The sequence below is a fragment of the Klebsiella ornithinolytica genome (assembly GCF_030505655.1).
Taxonomy (GTDB): Bacteria; Pseudomonadota; Gammaproteobacteria; order Enterobacterales; family Enterobacteriaceae; genus Klebsiella; species Klebsiella ornithinolytica.
On record NZ_CP130153.1, the window covers coordinates 458801 to 472178 of the forward strand.

The window sequence follows — 13378 nt, forward strand, 5'->3', positions numbered from 1 at the left end:
CTGATAGAGCTTTTAGCTATCAAACAATGTTCCCAATTGGGGAACTATGTAAGAACGGTTACACTCTCCCATCAATCGTAATGGGTATGAGGAGTAACCATTTCGTCTATAAATAATTGGAGCTCTGGTCTCATGCAGAACCAAAGAATCCGTATCCGTCTTAAAGCGTTTGATCATCGTCTGATCGATCAATCAACCGCGGAAATCGTCGAGACTGCCAAGCGCACTGGTGCGCAGGTCCGTGGTCCGATCCCGCTGCCGACCCGCAAAGAGCGCTTTACCGTTCTGATTTCTCCGCACGTCAACAAAGATGCGCGCGATCAGTACGAAATCCGCACTCACAAGCGTCTGGTTGACATCGTTGAGCCAACTGAGAAAACCGTTGATGCTCTGATGCGTCTGGATCTGGCTGCCGGTGTAGACGTGCAGATCAGCCTGGGTTAATCAGGTCATCGAGCGATTGAGAGGTTGAAACAATGATTGGTTTAGTCGGTAAAAAAGTGGGCATGACCCGCATCTTCACTGAAGATGGCGTATCTATCCCAGTAACCGTAATCGAAGTTGAAGCAAACCGTGTTGCTCAGGTCAAAGACCTGGCTAACGATGGTTACCGCGCAATTCAGGTTACCACCGGTGCTAAAAAAGCTAACCGTGTAACCAAGCCGGAAGCTGGTCACTTCGCTAAAGCTGGCGTAGAAGCTGGCCGTGGTCTGTGGGAATTCCGTCTTGCTGACGGCGAAGAATTCACCGTAGGTCAGAGCATTAGCGTTGAACTGTTTGCTGACGTTAAAAAAGTTGACGTAACCGGTACCTCTAAAGGTAAAGGTTTTGCTGGTACCGTTAAGCGCTGGAACTTCCGTACCCAGGACGCTACTCACGGTAACTCCTTGTCCCACCGCGTTCCGGGTTCTATCGGTCAGAACCAGACTCCGGGCAAAGTGTTCAAAGGCAAGAAAATGGCAGGTCAGCTGGGTAATGAGCGTGTCACCGTTCAGAGCCTGGACGTAGTACGTGTTGACGCTGAGCGCAACCTGCTGCTGGTTAAAGGTGCGGTCCCGGGTGCAACCGGTAGCGACCTGATCGTTAAACCAGCTGTGAAGGCGTAAGGGGATAGCAATGGAATTAGTATTGAAAGACGCGCAGAGCGCGCTGACTGTTTCCGAAACTACCTTCGGTCGTGATTTCAACGAAGCGCTGGTTCACCAGGTTGTAGTTGCTTATGCAGCTGGTGCTCGTCAGGGTACTCGTGCTCAGAAGACTCGTGCTGAAGTAACTGGTTCAGGCAAAAAGCCGTGGCGCCAGAAAGGTACCGGCCGTGCGCGTTCAGGTTCTATCAAGAGCCCGATCTGGCGTTCCGGTGGCGTAACCTTCGCTGCTCGTCCGCAGGACCACAGTCAAAAAGTTAACAAAAAGATGTACCGCGGCGCGCTGAAAAGCATTCTGTCCGAACTGGTACGTCAGGATCGTCTGATCGTTGTCGAGAAGTTCTCTGTTGAAGCGCCTAAAACTAAGCTGCTGGCACAGAAACTGAAAGACATGGCTCTGGAAGATGTGCTGATCATCACCGGTGAGCTGGACGAGAACCTGTTCCTGGCTGCGCGCAACCTGCACAAGGTTGACGTACGCGATGCAACTGGTATCGACCCGGTTAGCCTGATCGCCTTCGACAAAGTCGTAATGACTGCTGATGCTGTTAAGCAAGTTGAGGAGATGCTGGCATGATTCGTGAAGAACGTCTGCTGAAGGTGCTGCGTGCACCGCACGTTTCTGAAAAAGCGTCTGCTGCGATGGAAAAAACAAACACCATCGTTCTCAAAGTTGCTAAAGACGCGACCAAAGCAGAAATCAAAGCTGCTGTGCAGAAACTGTTTGAAGTCGAAGTCGAAGTCGTTAACACCCTGGTAGTTAAAGGGAAAGTTAAACGTCACGGACAGCGTATCGGTCGTCGTAGCGACTGGAAAAAAGCTTACGTCACCCTGAAAGAAGGCCAGAATCTGGACTTCGTTGGCGGCGCTGAGTAAGTCGGAGGAGTAATACAATGGCAGTTGTTAAATGTAAACCGACATCTCCGGGTCGTCGCCACGTTGTTAAAGTGGTTAACCCTGAGCTGCACAAGGGCAAACCTTTTGCTCCGTTGCTGGAAAAAAACAGCAAATCCGGTGGTCGTAACAACAATGGCCGTATCACCACTCGTCATATCGGTGGTGGCCACAAGCAGGCTTACCGTATTGTTGACTTCAAACGCAACAAAGATGGTATCCCGGCAGTTGTTGAGCGTCTTGAGTACGATCCGAACCGTTCCGCGAACATCGCGCTGGTTCTGTACAAAGATGGCGAACGCCGTTACATCCTGGCCCCTAAAGGCCTGAAAGCTGGCGACCAGATTCAGTCTGGCGTTGATGCTGCAATCAAAGCAGGCAACACCCTGCCGATGCGCAATATCCCGGTTGGTTCTACCGTTCATAACGTAGAAATGAAACCAGGTAAAGGCGGTCAGCTGGCTCGTTCCGCTGGTACTTACGTTCAGATCGTTGCTCGCGACGGTGCTTATGTCACCCTGCGTCTGCGTTCTGGTGAAATGCGTAAAGTCGAAGCAGACTGCCGCGCTACTCTGGGCGAAGTTGGCAATGCTGAGCATATGCTGCGCGTACTGGGTAAAGCAGGTGCTGCACGCTGGCGTGGTGTTCGTCCTACCGTTCGCGGTACTGCGATGAACCCAGTCGACCACCCACATGGTGGTGGTGAAGGTCGTAACTTTGGTAAGCACCCGGTATCCCCGTGGGGCCTGCAGACCAAAGGTAAGAAGACCCGCAGCAACAAGCGTACTGATAAATTCATCGTACGTCGCCGTAGCAAATAATTTTAGAGGATAAGCCATGCCACGTTCTCTCAAGAAAGGTCCTTTTATTGACCTGCACTTGCTGAAGAAGGTAGAGAAAGCGGTGGAAAGCGGAGACAAGAAGCCCCTGCGCACTTGGTCCCGTCGTTCAACGATCTTTCCTAACATGATCGGTTTGACCATCGCTGTCCATAATGGTCGTCAGCACGTTCCAGTTTTTGTTTCCGACGAAATGGTTGGTCACAAACTGGGTGAATTCGCACCGACTCGTACTTATCGCGGCCACGCTGCTGATAAAAAAGCGAAGAAGAAATAAGGTAGGAGGAAGAGATGGAAACTTTAGCTCAACATCGCCATGCTCGTTCTTCTGCTCAGAAGGTTCGCCTTGTAGCTGACCTGATTCGCGGTAAGAAAGTGTCGCAGGCCCTGGATATTCTGACCTACACCAACAAGAAAGCTGCTGTACTGGTCAAGAAGGTACTGGAATCTGCCATTGCTAACGCTGAACACAACGATGGCGCTGACATTGACGATCTGAAAGTTGCGAAAATTTTCGTAGACGAAGGCCCGAGCATGAAGCGCATTATGCCGCGTGCGAAAGGTCGTGCAGATCGCATCCTGAAGCGCACCAGCCACATCACTGTGGTTGTGTCCGATCGCTGAGACTCTGGAGACTAGCAATGGGTCAGAAAGTACATCCTAATGGTATTCGCCTGGGTATTGTCAAACCATGGAACTCTACCTGGTTCGCGAACACCAAAGAATTCGCTGACAACCTGGACAGCGATTTTAAAGTACGTCAGTTCCTGACTAAAGAACTGGCTAAAGCGTCCGTATCTCGTATCGTTATCGAGCGTCCGGCTAAGAGCATCCGTGTGACTATTCACACTGCTCGCCCGGGCATCGTGATCGGTAAGAAAGGCGAAGACGTAGAAAAACTGCGCAAGGTCGTAGCGGATATCGCTGGCGTTCCTGCACAGATCAATATCGCCGAAGTTCGTAAGCCAGAACTGGACGCTAAATTGGTTGCTGACAGCATCACTTCTCAGCTGGAACGTCGCGTTATGTTCCGTCGTGCGATGAAGCGTGCTGTACAGAACGCAATGCGTCTGGGCGCTAAAGGTATCAAAGTTGAAGTTAGCGGCCGTCTGGGCGGCGCGGAAATCGCACGTACCGAATGGTACCGTGAAGGTCGCGTACCGCTGCACACTCTGCGTGCTGACATCGACTACAACACCTCTGAAGCGCACACCACTTACGGTGTAATCGGCGTTAAGGTATGGATCTTCAAAGGCGAGATCCTGGGTGGTATGGCTGCTGTTGAACAACCGGAACCGGCTGCTCAACCTAAAAAGCAGCAGCGTAAAGGCCGTAAATAAGGAGCGTCGCTGATGTTACAACCAAAGCGTACAAAATTCCGTAAAGTGCACAAAGGCCGCAACCGTGGTCTGGCGCAGGGTACGGATGTTAGCTTCGGCACTTTCGGTCTGAAAGCTGTTGGCCGTGGTCGTCTGACTGCACGTCAGATCGAAGCAGCACGTCGTGCTATGACCCGTGCAGTTAAGCGTCAAGGTAAGATCTGGATCCGTGTATTCCCGGACAAACCGATCACCGAGAAGCCGCTGGAAGTTCGTATGGGTAAAGGTAAAGGTAACGTGGAGTACTGGGTTGCCTTGATTCAGCCGGGTAAAGTCCTTTATGAAATGGACGGCGTACCGGAAGAGCTGGCCCGTGAAGCCTTCGGCCTGGCAGCAGCGAAACTGCCTATCAAAACCACCTTTGTAACTAAGACGGTGATGTAATGAAAGCAAAAGAGCTGCGTGAAAAAAGCGTTGAAGAGCTGAACGCTGAGCTGCTGAACCTGCTGCGTGAGCAGTTCAACCTGCGTATGCAGGCTGCAAGTGGCCAGCTGCAACAGACTCATCTGCTGAAGCAAGTGCGTCGTGATGTTGCACGCGTTAAGACTTTACTGACTGAGAAGGCGGGTGCGTAATGACCGATAAAATCCGTACTCTGCAAGGTCGCGTAGTTAGCAATAAAATGGAGAAATCCATCGTTGTTGCTATCGAACGTTTTGTGAAACACCCGATCTACGGTAAATTCATCAAGCGTACGACCAAACTGCACGTACATGACGAGAACAACGAATGCGGTATCGGCGACGTGGTCGAAATCCACGAATGCCGTCCGCTGTCCAAGACTAAGTCCTGGACGCTGGTTCGCGTTGTAGAGAAAGCAGTTCTGTAATAGAGCCTGCATTCTCAACGGATAAACGGCTCAGCGATGAGCCGTTTATTTTTTCTACCCATATCCGATTTCCGGTGTTATAATGCCGCGCCCTCGATATGGGGATTTTTAACGGCCCGACTTTGGGTCTCAGTAGTAGTTGACATTAGCGGAGCACTAAAATGATCCAAGAACAGACTATGCTGAACGTCGCCGACAACTCCGGTGCACGTCGCGTAATGTGTATCAAGGTTCTGGGTGGCTCGCACCGTCGCTACGCAGGCGTAGGCGACATCATCAAGATCACCATCAAGGAAGCAATTCCGCGTGGTAAGGTCAAGAAAGGTGATGTGCTGAAGGCGGTAGTGGTGCGCACCAAGAAGGGTGTTCGTCGCCCGGACGGTTCTGTCATTCGCTTCGATGGTAATGCATGCGTTATTCTGAACAATAACAGCGAGCAGCCCATCGGTACGCGTATTTTTGGGCCGGTAACTCGTGAGCTTCGTACCGAGAAGTTCATGAAAATTATCTCTCTGGCACCAGAAGTACTCTAAGGAGCGAATCATGGCAGCGAAAATCCGTCGTGATGACGAAGTTATCGTGTTAACCGGTAAAGATAAAGGTAAACGCGGTAAAGTTAAGAATGTCTTGTCTTCCGGCAAGCTCATTGTTGAAGGTATCAACCTGGTTAAGAAACACCAGAAGCCGGTTCCGGCTCTGAACCAACCAGGCGGCATCGTTGAAAAAGAAGCTGCTATTCAGGTTTCTAACGTTGCAATCTTCAATGCGGCAACCGGCAAGGCTGACCGTGTAGGCTTTAGATTCGAAGACGGCAAAAAAGTCCGTTTCTTCAAGTCTAACAGCGAAACTATCAAGTAATTTGGAGTAGTACGATGGCGAAACTGCATGATTACTACAAAGACGAAGTAGTTAATAAACTCATGACTGAGTTTAACTACAATTCTGTCATGCAAGTCCCTCGGGTCGAGAAGATCACCCTGAACATGGGTGTTGGTGAAGCGATCGCTGACAAGAAACTGCTGGATAACGCAGCAGCTGATCTGACAGCAATCTCCGGTCAAAAGCCGTTGATCACCAAAGCACGCAAATCAGTTGCAGGCTTCAAAATCCGTCAGGGCTATCCGATCGGCTGTAAAGTAACTCTGCGTGGCGAACGCATGTGGGAGTTCTTTGAGCGCCTGATCACTATTGCTGTACCGCGTATCCGTGACTTCCGTGGCTTGTCCGCTAAGTCTTTCGACGGTCGTGGTAACTACAGCATGGGTGTCCGTGAGCAGATCATCTTCCCAGAAATCGACTACGATAAAGTCGACCGCGTTCGTGGTTTGGATATTACCATTACCACTACTGCGAAATCTGATGAAGAAGGCCGCGCTCTGCTGGCTGCCTTTGACTTCCCGTTCCGCAAGTAAGGTAGGGTTACTTAATGGCTAAGCAATCAATGAAAGCACGCGAAGTAAAGCGCGTGGCTTTAGCTGATAAATTCTTCGCTAAACGCGCTGAACTGAAAGCTATCATCTCTGATGTGAACGCAACCGACGAAGATCGTTGGAATGCCGTTCTCAAGCTGCAGACTCTGCCGCGTGATTCCAGCCCGTCTCGTCAGCGTAACCGCTGCCGTCAAACAGGTCGTCCGCATGGTTTCCTGCGGAAGTTCGGGTTGAGCCGTATCAAGGTCCGTGAAGCCGCAATGCGCGGTGAAATCCCGGGTCTGAAAAAGGCTAGCTGGTAATTGTCACCAATTGAATCACGGGAGTAAAGACAGATGAGCATGCAAGATCCGATCGCGGATATGCTGACCCGTATCCGTAACGGTCAGGCCGCGAATAAAGCTGCGGTCACCATGCCTTCCTCCAAGCTGAAAGTGGCAATTGCCAACGTGCTGAAGGAAGAAGGCTTTATTGAAGATTTTAAAGTTGAAGGCGACATCAAGCCGGAACTGGAACTGACTCTTAAGTATTTCCAGGGTAAAGCTGTTGTAGAAAGCATTCAGCGTGTCAGCCGCCCAGGTCTGCGCATCTATAAGCGTAAAGATGAGCTGCCAAAAGTTATGGCGGGTCTGGGTATCGCAGTTATTTCTACCTCTAAAGGTGTTATGACTGATCGTGCAGCGCGCCAAGCTGGTCTTGGTGGCGAAATTATCTGCTACGTAGCCTAATCGGAGGAAAAAATGTCTCGTGTTGCTAAAGCACCGGTCGTTATTCCTGCCGGCGTTGACGTAAAAATCAACGGTCAGGTTATTACGATCAAAGGTAAGAATGGCGAGCTGACTCGTACTCTCAACGATGCTGTTGAAGTTAAACATGCAGATAATGCACTGACCTTCGGTCCGCGTGATGGTTTCGCAGACGGTTGGGCTCAGGCTGGTACCGCGCGTGCCCTGCTTAACTCAGTAGTTATCGGTGTTACCGAAGGCTTCACTAAAAAGCTTCAGCTGGTTGGTGTAGGTTATCGTGCAGCGGTTAAAGGGGATGTAGTAAACCTGGCTTTAGGTTTCTCTCATCCTGTTGAACACAAACTGCCGGCCGGTATCACTGCAGAATGCCCGACTCAAACTGAAATCGTGCTGAAAGGCGCTGATAAGCAGGTGATCGGTCAGGTTGCAGCAGATCTGCGCGCCTACCGTCGTCCTGAGCCTTATAAAGGCAAGGGTGTTCGTTACGCCGACGAAGTCGTGCGTACCAAAGAGGCTAAGAAGAAGTAAGGTAACACTATGGATAAGAAATCTGCTCGTATCCGTCGTGCGACCCGCGCACGCCGCAAGCTCCAGGAGCTGGGTGCAACTCGCCTGGTGGTACATCGTACCCCGCGTCATATTTACGCACAGGTAATTGCACCGAACGGTTCTGAAGTTCTGGTAGCTGCTTCTACTGTAGAAAAAGCTATCGCTGAACAACTGAAGTACACCGGTAACAAAGACGCGGCTGCAGCTGTGGGTAAAGCTGTTGCTGAACGCGCTCTGGAAAAAGGCATCAAAGATGTTTCCTTTGACCGTTCCGGGTTCCAATATCATGGTCGTGTCCAGGCACTGGCAGATGCTGCCCGTGAAGCTGGCCTTCAGTTCTAAGGTAGAGGTGTAAGATGGCTCACATCGAAAAACAAGCTGGCGAACTGCAGGAAAAGCTGATCGCGGTTAACCGCGTATCTAAAACCGTTAAAGGTGGTCGTATTTTCTCCTTCACAGCTCTGACTGTAGTTGGTGATGGTAATGGCCGCGTAGGTTTTGGTTACGGTAAAGCGCGTGAAGTTCCAGCAGCGATCCAGAAAGCGATGGAAAAAGCCCGTCGCAATATGATTAACGTCGCGCTGAACCACGGCACCCTGCAACACCCGGTTAAAGGTGTTCACACGGGTTCTCGTGTATTCATGCAGCCAGCTTCCGAAGGTACCGGTATCATCGCCGGTGGTGCAATGCGCGCCGTTCTGGAAGTTGCTGGAGTTCATAACGTTCTGGCTAAAGCATATGGTTCCACCAACCCGATCAACGTGGTTCGTGCAACTATTGATGGCCTGGAAAATATGAATTCTCCAGAAATGGTCGCTGCCAAGCGTGGTAAATCCGTTGAAGAAATTCTGGGGAAATAAACCATGGCAAAGACTATTAAAATTACTCAAACCCGCAGTGCAATCGGTCGTCTGCCGAAACACAAGGCAACGCTGCTTGGCCTGGGTCTGCGTCGTATTGGTCACACCGTAGAACGCGAGGATACTCCTGCTGTTCGTGGTATGGTCAACGCGGTTTCCTTTATGGTTAAAGTTGAGGAGTAAGAGATGCGTTTAAATACTCTGTCTCCGGCCGAAGGCTCCAAAAAGGCGGGTAAACGCCTTGGTCGTGGTATCGGTTCTGGCCTCGGTAAAACCGGTGGTCGTGGTCACAAAGGTCAGAACTCTCGTTCTGGCGGTGGCGTACGTCGCGGTTTCGAGGGTGGTCAGATGCCTCTGTACCGTCGTCTGCCGAAATTCGGCTTCACTTCTCGTAAAGCGATGATCACTGCAGAAGTTCGTCTGTCTGATCTGGCTCACGTAGAAGGCGATGTAGTCGACCTGAACACGCTGAAAGCAGCTAACATTATCGGTATTCAGATTGAGTTCGCGAAAGTGATCCTGTCTGGTGAGGTAGCTCGTCCGGTAACTGTTCGTGGCCTGCGTGTGACTAAAGGTGCTCGTGCTGCTATCGAAGCTGCTGGCGGTAAAATTGAGGAATAAGTAGCAGATGGCTAAGCAACCGGGATTAGATTTTCAAAGTGCCAAAGGTGGACTTGGCGAACTGAAACGCAGACTTTTGTTTGTTATCGGTGCGCTGATTGTGTTCCGTATTGGTTCTTTTATTCCGATCCCTGGTATTGATGCCGCTGTACTTGCCAAACTGCTTGAGCAACAGCGAGGCACCATCATTGAAATGTTCAACATGTTCTCTGGTGGTGCTCTCAGCCGTGCTTCTATCTTTGCTTTGGGTATCATGCCGTATATTTCGGCATCGATTATTGTCCAACTGTTGACGGTTGTTTATCAGCCGCTGGCAGAAATAAAGAAAGAAGGGGAGTCTGGTCGTCGTAAGATCAGCCAGTACACCCGCTACGGTACTCTGGTGCTGGCGATATTCCAGTCGATCGGTATTGCTACCGGTCTGCCGAATATGCCTGGTATGCAGGGCCTGGTGATGAATCCAGGCTTTGCATTCTATTTCACCGCTGTTGTAAGTCTGGTCACAGGGACGATGTTCCTGATGTGGCTCGGCGAACAGATTACTGAACGTGGTATCGGTAACGGTATTTCGATCATTATCTTCGCTGGTATTGTTGCGGGTCTCCCGCCAGCCATCGCCCATACTATCGAGCAAGCGCGTCAAGGCGACCTGCACTTCCTCCTGTTGCTGTTGGTTGCAGTATTAGTATTTGCCGTGACCTTCTTTGTTGTATTCGTAGAACGTGGTCAACGCCGCATTGTGGTGAACTACGCGAAGCGTCAACAAGGTCGTCGTGTCTATGCTGCACAGAGCACACATTTACCGCTGAAAGTGAATATGGCAGGGGTTATCCCGGCAATCTTCGCTTCCAGTATTATTCTGTTCCCTGCGACCATCGCGTCATGGTTCGGGGGCGGAACCGGTTGGAACTGGCTGACAACAATTTCGCTGTATTTGCAGCCTGGGCAACCGCTTTATGTGTTACTCTATGCGTCTGCAATCATATTCTTCTGTTTCTTCTACACGGCGTTGGTTTTCAACCCGCGTGAAACAGCAGATAACCTGAAGAAGTCCGGTGCATTTGTACCAGGAATTCGTCCGGGAGAGCAAACGGCGAAGTATATTGATAAAGTGATGACTCGCCTGACCCTGGTTGGTGCGTTATACATTACCTTTATCTGCCTGATCCCGGAGTTCATGCGTGATGCAATGAAAGTGCCGTTCTACTTCGGTGGAACCTCGCTGCTTATTGTTGTCGTTGTGATTATGGACTTTATGGCTCAAGTGCAAACTCTGATGATGTCAAGTCAGTACGAGTCTGCATTGAAGAAGGCGAACCTGAAAGGCTACGGCCGCTAACAGGGCGCCCGAGAAGTTACGGAGAGTAAAAATGAAAGTTCGTGCTTCCGTCAAGAAATTATGCCGTAACTGCAAAATCGTTAAGCGTGATGGCGTCATCCGCGTGATTTGCAGTGCCGAGCCAAAGCATAAACAGCGCCAAGGCTGATTTTTTCGCATATTTTTCTTGCAAAGTTGGATTGAGCTGGCTAGATTAGCCAGCCAATCTTTTGTATGTCTGTGCGTTTCCATTTGAGTATCCTGAAAACGGGCTTTTCAGCATGGTGCGTACATATTAAATAGTAGGAGTGCATAGTGGCCCGTATAGCAGGCATTAACATTCCTGATCAGAAACATACCGTAATCGCATTAACTGCTATTTTCGGTATCGGCAAGACCCGCTCTAAAGCCATCTGTGCTGACACGGGTATCGCTGAAAATGTTAAGATCAGTGAGCTGTCTGAAGAACAAATTGAATCCCTGCGTGAAGCAGTAGGTAAATTTGTCGTTGAAGGTGATCTGCGCCGTGAAATCACCCTGAGCATCAAGCGTCTGATGGACCTTGGTTGCTATCGTGGTTTACGCCATCGTCGTGGTCTTCCGGTTCGCGGTCAGCGTACTAAGACCAACGCACGTACCCGTAAGGGTCCGCGTAAACCGATCAAGAAATAATCGGGGTGATTGAATAATGGCAAAGGCACCAGTTCGTGCACGTAAGCGTGTAAGAAAACAAGTCTCTGATGGCGTGGCTCATGTCCATGCTTCTTTTAACAACACCATCGTTACCATTACCGATCGTCAGGGTAACGCACTGGGTTGGGCAACAGCCGGTGGTTCCGGTTTCCGTGGTTCTCGCAAATCCACTCCGTTTGCAGCTCAGGTTGCAGCAGAGCGTTGCGCTGAAGCCGTAAAAGAATACGGCATCAAGAATCTGGAAGTTATGGTCAAAGGTCCGGGTCCGGGTCGCGAATCTACCATTCGTGCACTGAACGCCGCTGGTTTCCGCATCACTAATATTACTGATGTGACTCCGATCCCTCATAACGGTTGTCGTCCGCCGAAAAAACGTCGCGTATAACGCGCTCGTTTCTAGGATTGTTGGAGAAAGAAAATGGCAAGATATTTGGGTCCTAAGCTCAAGCTGAGCCGTCGTGAGGGCACCGACTTATTCCTTAAGTCTGGCGTTCGCGCGATCGATACCAAGTGTAAAATTGAACAAGCTCCTGGCCAGCACGGTGCGCGTAAGCCGCGTCTGTCTGACTATGGTGTGCAGTTGCGTGAAAAGCAAAAAGTTCGCCGTATGTACGGTGTGCTGGAGCGTCAGTTCCGTAACTACTATAAAGAAGCAGCACGTCTGAAAGGCAACACCGGTGAAAACCTGTTAGCTCTGCTGGAAGGTCGTCTGGACAACGTTGTATACCGTATGGGCTTCGGCGCGACTCGTGCTGAATCACGTCAGCTGGTTAGCCACAAAGCTATCATGGTAAACGGTCGTGTTGTTAACATTGCTTCTTATCAGGTTAAAGCGAACGACGTTGTTAGCATTCGTGAGAAAGCGAAAAAGCAATCTCGCGTGAAAGCCGCTCTGGAGCTGGCTGAGCAGCGTGAAAAGCCAACCTGGCTGGAAGTTGATGCTGGCAAGATGGAAGGTACGTTCAAGCGTCAGCCGGAACGTTCTGATCTGTCTGCGGACATTAACGAACACCTGATCGTCGAGCTTTACTCCAAGTAAAGCTTAGTACCAAAGAGAGGACACAATGCAGGGTTCTGTGACAGAGTTTCTAAAACCGCGCCTGGTCGATATCGAGCAAGTGAGTTCGACGCACGCCAAGGTGACCCTTGAGCCTTTAGAGCGTGGCTTTGGCCATACTCTGGGTAACGCACTGCGCCGTATTCTGCTCTCATCGATGCCGGGTTGCGCGGTGACCGAGGTTGAGATTGATGGTGTACTGCACGAGTACAGCACCAAAGAAGGCGTTCAGGAAGATATCCTTGAAATCCTGCTCAACCTGAAAGGGCTTGCGGTGAGAGTTCAGGGTAAAGATGAAGTCATCCTTACTTTGAATAAATCTGGCATTGGCCCTGTGACCGCAGCCGACATTACCCATGACGGTGATGTCGAAATCGTCAAGCCGCAACATGTGATCTGCCACCTGACCGATGAGAACGCTGCTATTAGCATGCGTATCAAAGTTCAGCGCGGTCGCGGTTATGTGCCGGCTTCTGCCCGAATTCATTCGGAAGAAGATGAGCGCCCAATCGGCCGTCTGCTGGTCGACGCATGCTACAGCCCGGTAGAGCGTATTGCCTACAATGTTGAAGCAGCGCGTGTAGAACAGCGTACCGACCTGGACAAGCTGGTCATCGAAATGGAAACCAACGGCACAATCGATCCTGAAGAGGCGATTCGTCGTGCGGCAACCATCCTGGCAGAACAACTGGAAGCTTTCGTTGACTTACGTGATGTACGTCAGCCGGAAGTGAAAGAAGAGAAACCAGAATTCGATCCGATCCTGCTGCGCCCTGTTGACGATCTCGAATTGACTGTCCGCTCTGCTAACTGCCTCAAGGCAGAAGCTATCCACTATATCGGTGATCTGGTACAGCGTACCGAGGTTGAGTTGCTGAAAACGCCGAACCTGGGTAAAAAATCTCTTACCGAGATTAAAGACGTGCTGGCTTCACGTGGTCTGTCTCTGGGCATGCGCCTGGAAAACTGGCCACCGGCAAGCATTGCTGACGAGTAACCGGATCACAGGTTAAGGTTT

27 protein-coding genes are annotated in these 13378 nt (G+C 50.6%); all 27 read left to right on the forward strand.

Annotation, left to right across the window (positions count from 1 at the left end):
- Positions 1-132 precede the first annotated feature (132 nt).
- The 27 genes from rpsJ (at position 133) to Q1L34_RS02215 (ending at position 13357) form a co-directional block, all read left to right on the forward strand.
- The gene (gene rpsJ / locus Q1L34_RS02085) at positions 133-444 is read left to right on the forward strand and encodes a 30S ribosomal protein S10 (protein ID WP_001181005.1); all 312 of its coding nucleotides are present in this window, start codon (positions 133-135) and stop codon (positions 442-444) included.
- 32 nt (positions 445-476) lie between these two features.
- Positions 477-1106 (forward strand): 50S ribosomal protein L3, encoded by a 630-nt coding sequence (rplC, locus tag Q1L34_RS02090; RefSeq protein ID WP_004868374.1) that lies wholly within the window; start codon positions 477-479, stop codon positions 1104-1106.
- Between the two features lie 10 nt (positions 1107-1116).
- Positions 1117-1722: a 50S ribosomal protein L4 gene (rplD, locus tag Q1L34_RS02095; RefSeq protein ID WP_000424395.1), complete on the forward strand. Its 606-nt coding sequence runs from the start codon at positions 1117-1119 to the stop codon at positions 1720-1722.
- Entirely contained in the window at positions 1719-2021 is a 303-nt protein-coding gene (rplW, locus tag Q1L34_RS02100) for a 50S ribosomal protein L23 (RefSeq protein WP_004868363.1), read from the forward strand. Before rplD ends, rplW begins: the two co-directional genes overlap by 4 nt.
- A gap of 17 nt (positions 2022-2038) precedes the next feature.
- Positions 2039-2860, forward strand: coding sequence for a 50S ribosomal protein L2 (rplB, locus tag Q1L34_RS02105; RefSeq protein ID WP_002919786.1), 822 nt, complete (start codon positions 2039-2041; stop codon positions 2858-2860).
- 16 nt (positions 2861-2876) lie between these two features.
- Positions 2877-3155 carry a 30S ribosomal protein S19 gene (gene rpsS, locus Q1L34_RS02110; RefSeq protein WP_001138115.1) on the forward strand — a complete coding sequence of 93 codons (279 nt, stop codon included), beginning with the start codon at positions 2877-2879 and terminating at the stop codon, positions 3153-3155.
- 14 nt (positions 3156-3169) lie between these two features.
- Positions 3170-3502 carry a 50S ribosomal protein L22 gene (rplV, locus tag Q1L34_RS02115; RefSeq protein WP_002919773.1) on the forward strand — a complete coding sequence of 111 codons (333 nt, stop codon included), beginning with the start codon at positions 3170-3172 and terminating at the stop codon, positions 3500-3502.
- A gap of 17 nt (positions 3503-3519) precedes the next feature.
- Positions 3520-4218 carry a 30S ribosomal protein S3 gene (gene rpsC, locus Q1L34_RS02120; RefSeq protein ID WP_002919766.1) on the forward strand — a complete coding sequence of 233 codons (699 nt, stop codon included), beginning with the start codon at positions 3520-3522 and terminating at the stop codon, positions 4216-4218.
- A 12-nt stretch (positions 4219-4230) separates the two neighbouring features.
- Positions 4231-4641 (forward strand): 50S ribosomal protein L16, encoded by a 411-nt coding sequence (gene rplP / locus Q1L34_RS02125; protein ID WP_002919759.1) that lies wholly within the window; start codon positions 4231-4233, stop codon positions 4639-4641.
- Positions 4641-4832 carry a 50S ribosomal protein L29 gene (gene rpmC, locus Q1L34_RS02130; protein ID WP_004868359.1) on the forward strand — a complete coding sequence of 64 codons (192 nt, stop codon included), beginning with the start codon at positions 4641-4643 and terminating at the stop codon, positions 4830-4832. The genes rplP and rpmC overlap by 1 nt, the downstream gene beginning before the upstream one ends.
- Positions 4832-5086: a 30S ribosomal protein S17 gene (rpsQ, locus tag Q1L34_RS02135; RefSeq protein WP_004868357.1), complete on the forward strand. Its 255-nt coding sequence runs from the start codon at positions 4832-4834 to the stop codon at positions 5084-5086. The genes rpmC and rpsQ overlap by 1 nt, the downstream gene beginning before the upstream one ends.
- 161 nt (positions 5087-5247) lie before the next feature.
- Complete coding sequence (gene rplN / locus Q1L34_RS02140; protein WP_002919748.1) at positions 5248-5619, forward strand: 50S ribosomal protein L14; 372 nt, start codon at positions 5248-5250, stop codon at positions 5617-5619.
- A 10-nt stretch (positions 5620-5629) separates the two neighbouring features.
- Positions 5630-5944, forward strand: a complete 315-nt coding sequence (gene rplX / locus Q1L34_RS02145; protein WP_004106345.1) for a 50S ribosomal protein L24 — start codon at positions 5630-5632, stop codon at positions 5942-5944.
- Positions 5945-5958: 14 nt separating this feature from the next.
- The gene (gene rplE, locus Q1L34_RS02150; protein ID WP_001096206.1) at positions 5959-6498 is read left to right on the forward strand and encodes a 50S ribosomal protein L5; all 540 of its coding nucleotides are present in this window, start codon (positions 5959-5961) and stop codon (positions 6496-6498) included.
- A gap of 14 nt (positions 6499-6512) precedes the next feature.
- Positions 6513-6818: a 30S ribosomal protein S14 gene (rpsN, locus tag Q1L34_RS02155; RefSeq protein WP_002919667.1), complete on the forward strand. Its 306-nt coding sequence runs from the start codon at positions 6513-6515 to the stop codon at positions 6816-6818.
- A 33-nt stretch (positions 6819-6851) separates the two neighbouring features.
- Positions 6852-7244, forward strand: coding sequence for a 30S ribosomal protein S8 (rpsH, locus tag Q1L34_RS02160; RefSeq protein WP_004106343.1), 393 nt, complete (start codon positions 6852-6854; stop codon positions 7242-7244).
- Between the two features lie 12 nt (positions 7245-7256).
- Positions 7257-7790, forward strand: coding sequence for a 50S ribosomal protein L6 (gene rplF, locus Q1L34_RS02165; RefSeq protein WP_004868354.1), 534 nt, complete (start codon positions 7257-7259; stop codon positions 7788-7790).
- Positions 7791-7799: 9 nt separating this feature from the next.
- Positions 7800-8153 carry a 50S ribosomal protein L18 gene (gene rplR / locus Q1L34_RS02170; RefSeq protein WP_000358960.1) on the forward strand — a complete coding sequence of 118 codons (354 nt, stop codon included), beginning with the start codon at positions 7800-7802 and terminating at the stop codon, positions 8151-8153.
- A gap of 14 nt (positions 8154-8167) precedes the next feature.
- Positions 8168-8671, forward strand: a complete 504-nt coding sequence (gene rpsE, locus Q1L34_RS02175; protein ID WP_004106339.1) for a 30S ribosomal protein S5 — start codon at positions 8168-8170, stop codon at positions 8669-8671.
- Between the two features lie 3 nt (positions 8672-8674).
- Complete coding sequence (gene rpmD / locus Q1L34_RS02180; RefSeq protein WP_001140434.1) at positions 8675-8854, forward strand: 50S ribosomal protein L30; 180 nt, start codon at positions 8675-8677, stop codon at positions 8852-8854.
- 3 nt (positions 8855-8857) lie between these two features.
- Entirely contained in the window at positions 8858-9292 is a 435-nt protein-coding gene (gene rplO / locus Q1L34_RS02185; RefSeq protein WP_004868352.1) for a 50S ribosomal protein L15, read from the forward strand.
- A 7-nt stretch (positions 9293-9299) separates the two neighbouring features.
- Positions 9300-10631 (forward strand): preprotein translocase subunit SecY, encoded by a 1332-nt coding sequence (secY, locus tag Q1L34_RS02190; protein WP_004868351.1) that lies wholly within the window; start codon positions 9300-9302, stop codon positions 10629-10631.
- A gap of 31 nt (positions 10632-10662) precedes the next feature.
- Positions 10663-10779, forward strand: coding sequence for a 50S ribosomal protein L36 (rpmJ, locus tag Q1L34_RS02195; protein WP_000868187.1), 117 nt, complete (start codon positions 10663-10665; stop codon positions 10777-10779).
- Between the two features lie 146 nt (positions 10780-10925).
- Positions 10926-11282 (forward strand): 30S ribosomal protein S13, encoded by a 357-nt coding sequence (gene rpsM, locus Q1L34_RS02200; RefSeq protein ID WP_004868349.1) that lies wholly within the window; start codon positions 10926-10928, stop codon positions 11280-11282.
- 16 nt (positions 11283-11298) lie between these two features.
- A complete protein-coding gene (rpsK, locus tag Q1L34_RS02205; RefSeq protein ID WP_004138423.1) occupies positions 11299-11688 on the forward strand; it encodes a 30S ribosomal protein S11 in 390 nt (129 codons plus the stop codon).
- Positions 11689-11721: 33 nt separating this feature from the next.
- The gene (rpsD, locus tag Q1L34_RS02210) at positions 11722-12342 is read left to right on the forward strand and encodes a 30S ribosomal protein S4 (protein ID WP_004868345.1); all 621 of its coding nucleotides are present in this window, start codon (positions 11722-11724) and stop codon (positions 12340-12342) included.
- Positions 12343-12367: 25 nt separating this feature from the next.
- The gene (locus Q1L34_RS02215) at positions 12368-13357 is read left to right on the forward strand and encodes a DNA-directed RNA polymerase subunit alpha (RefSeq protein ID WP_002919219.1); all 990 of its coding nucleotides are present in this window, start codon (positions 12368-12370) and stop codon (positions 13355-13357) included.
- Positions 13358-13378: the final 21 nt, after the last annotated feature.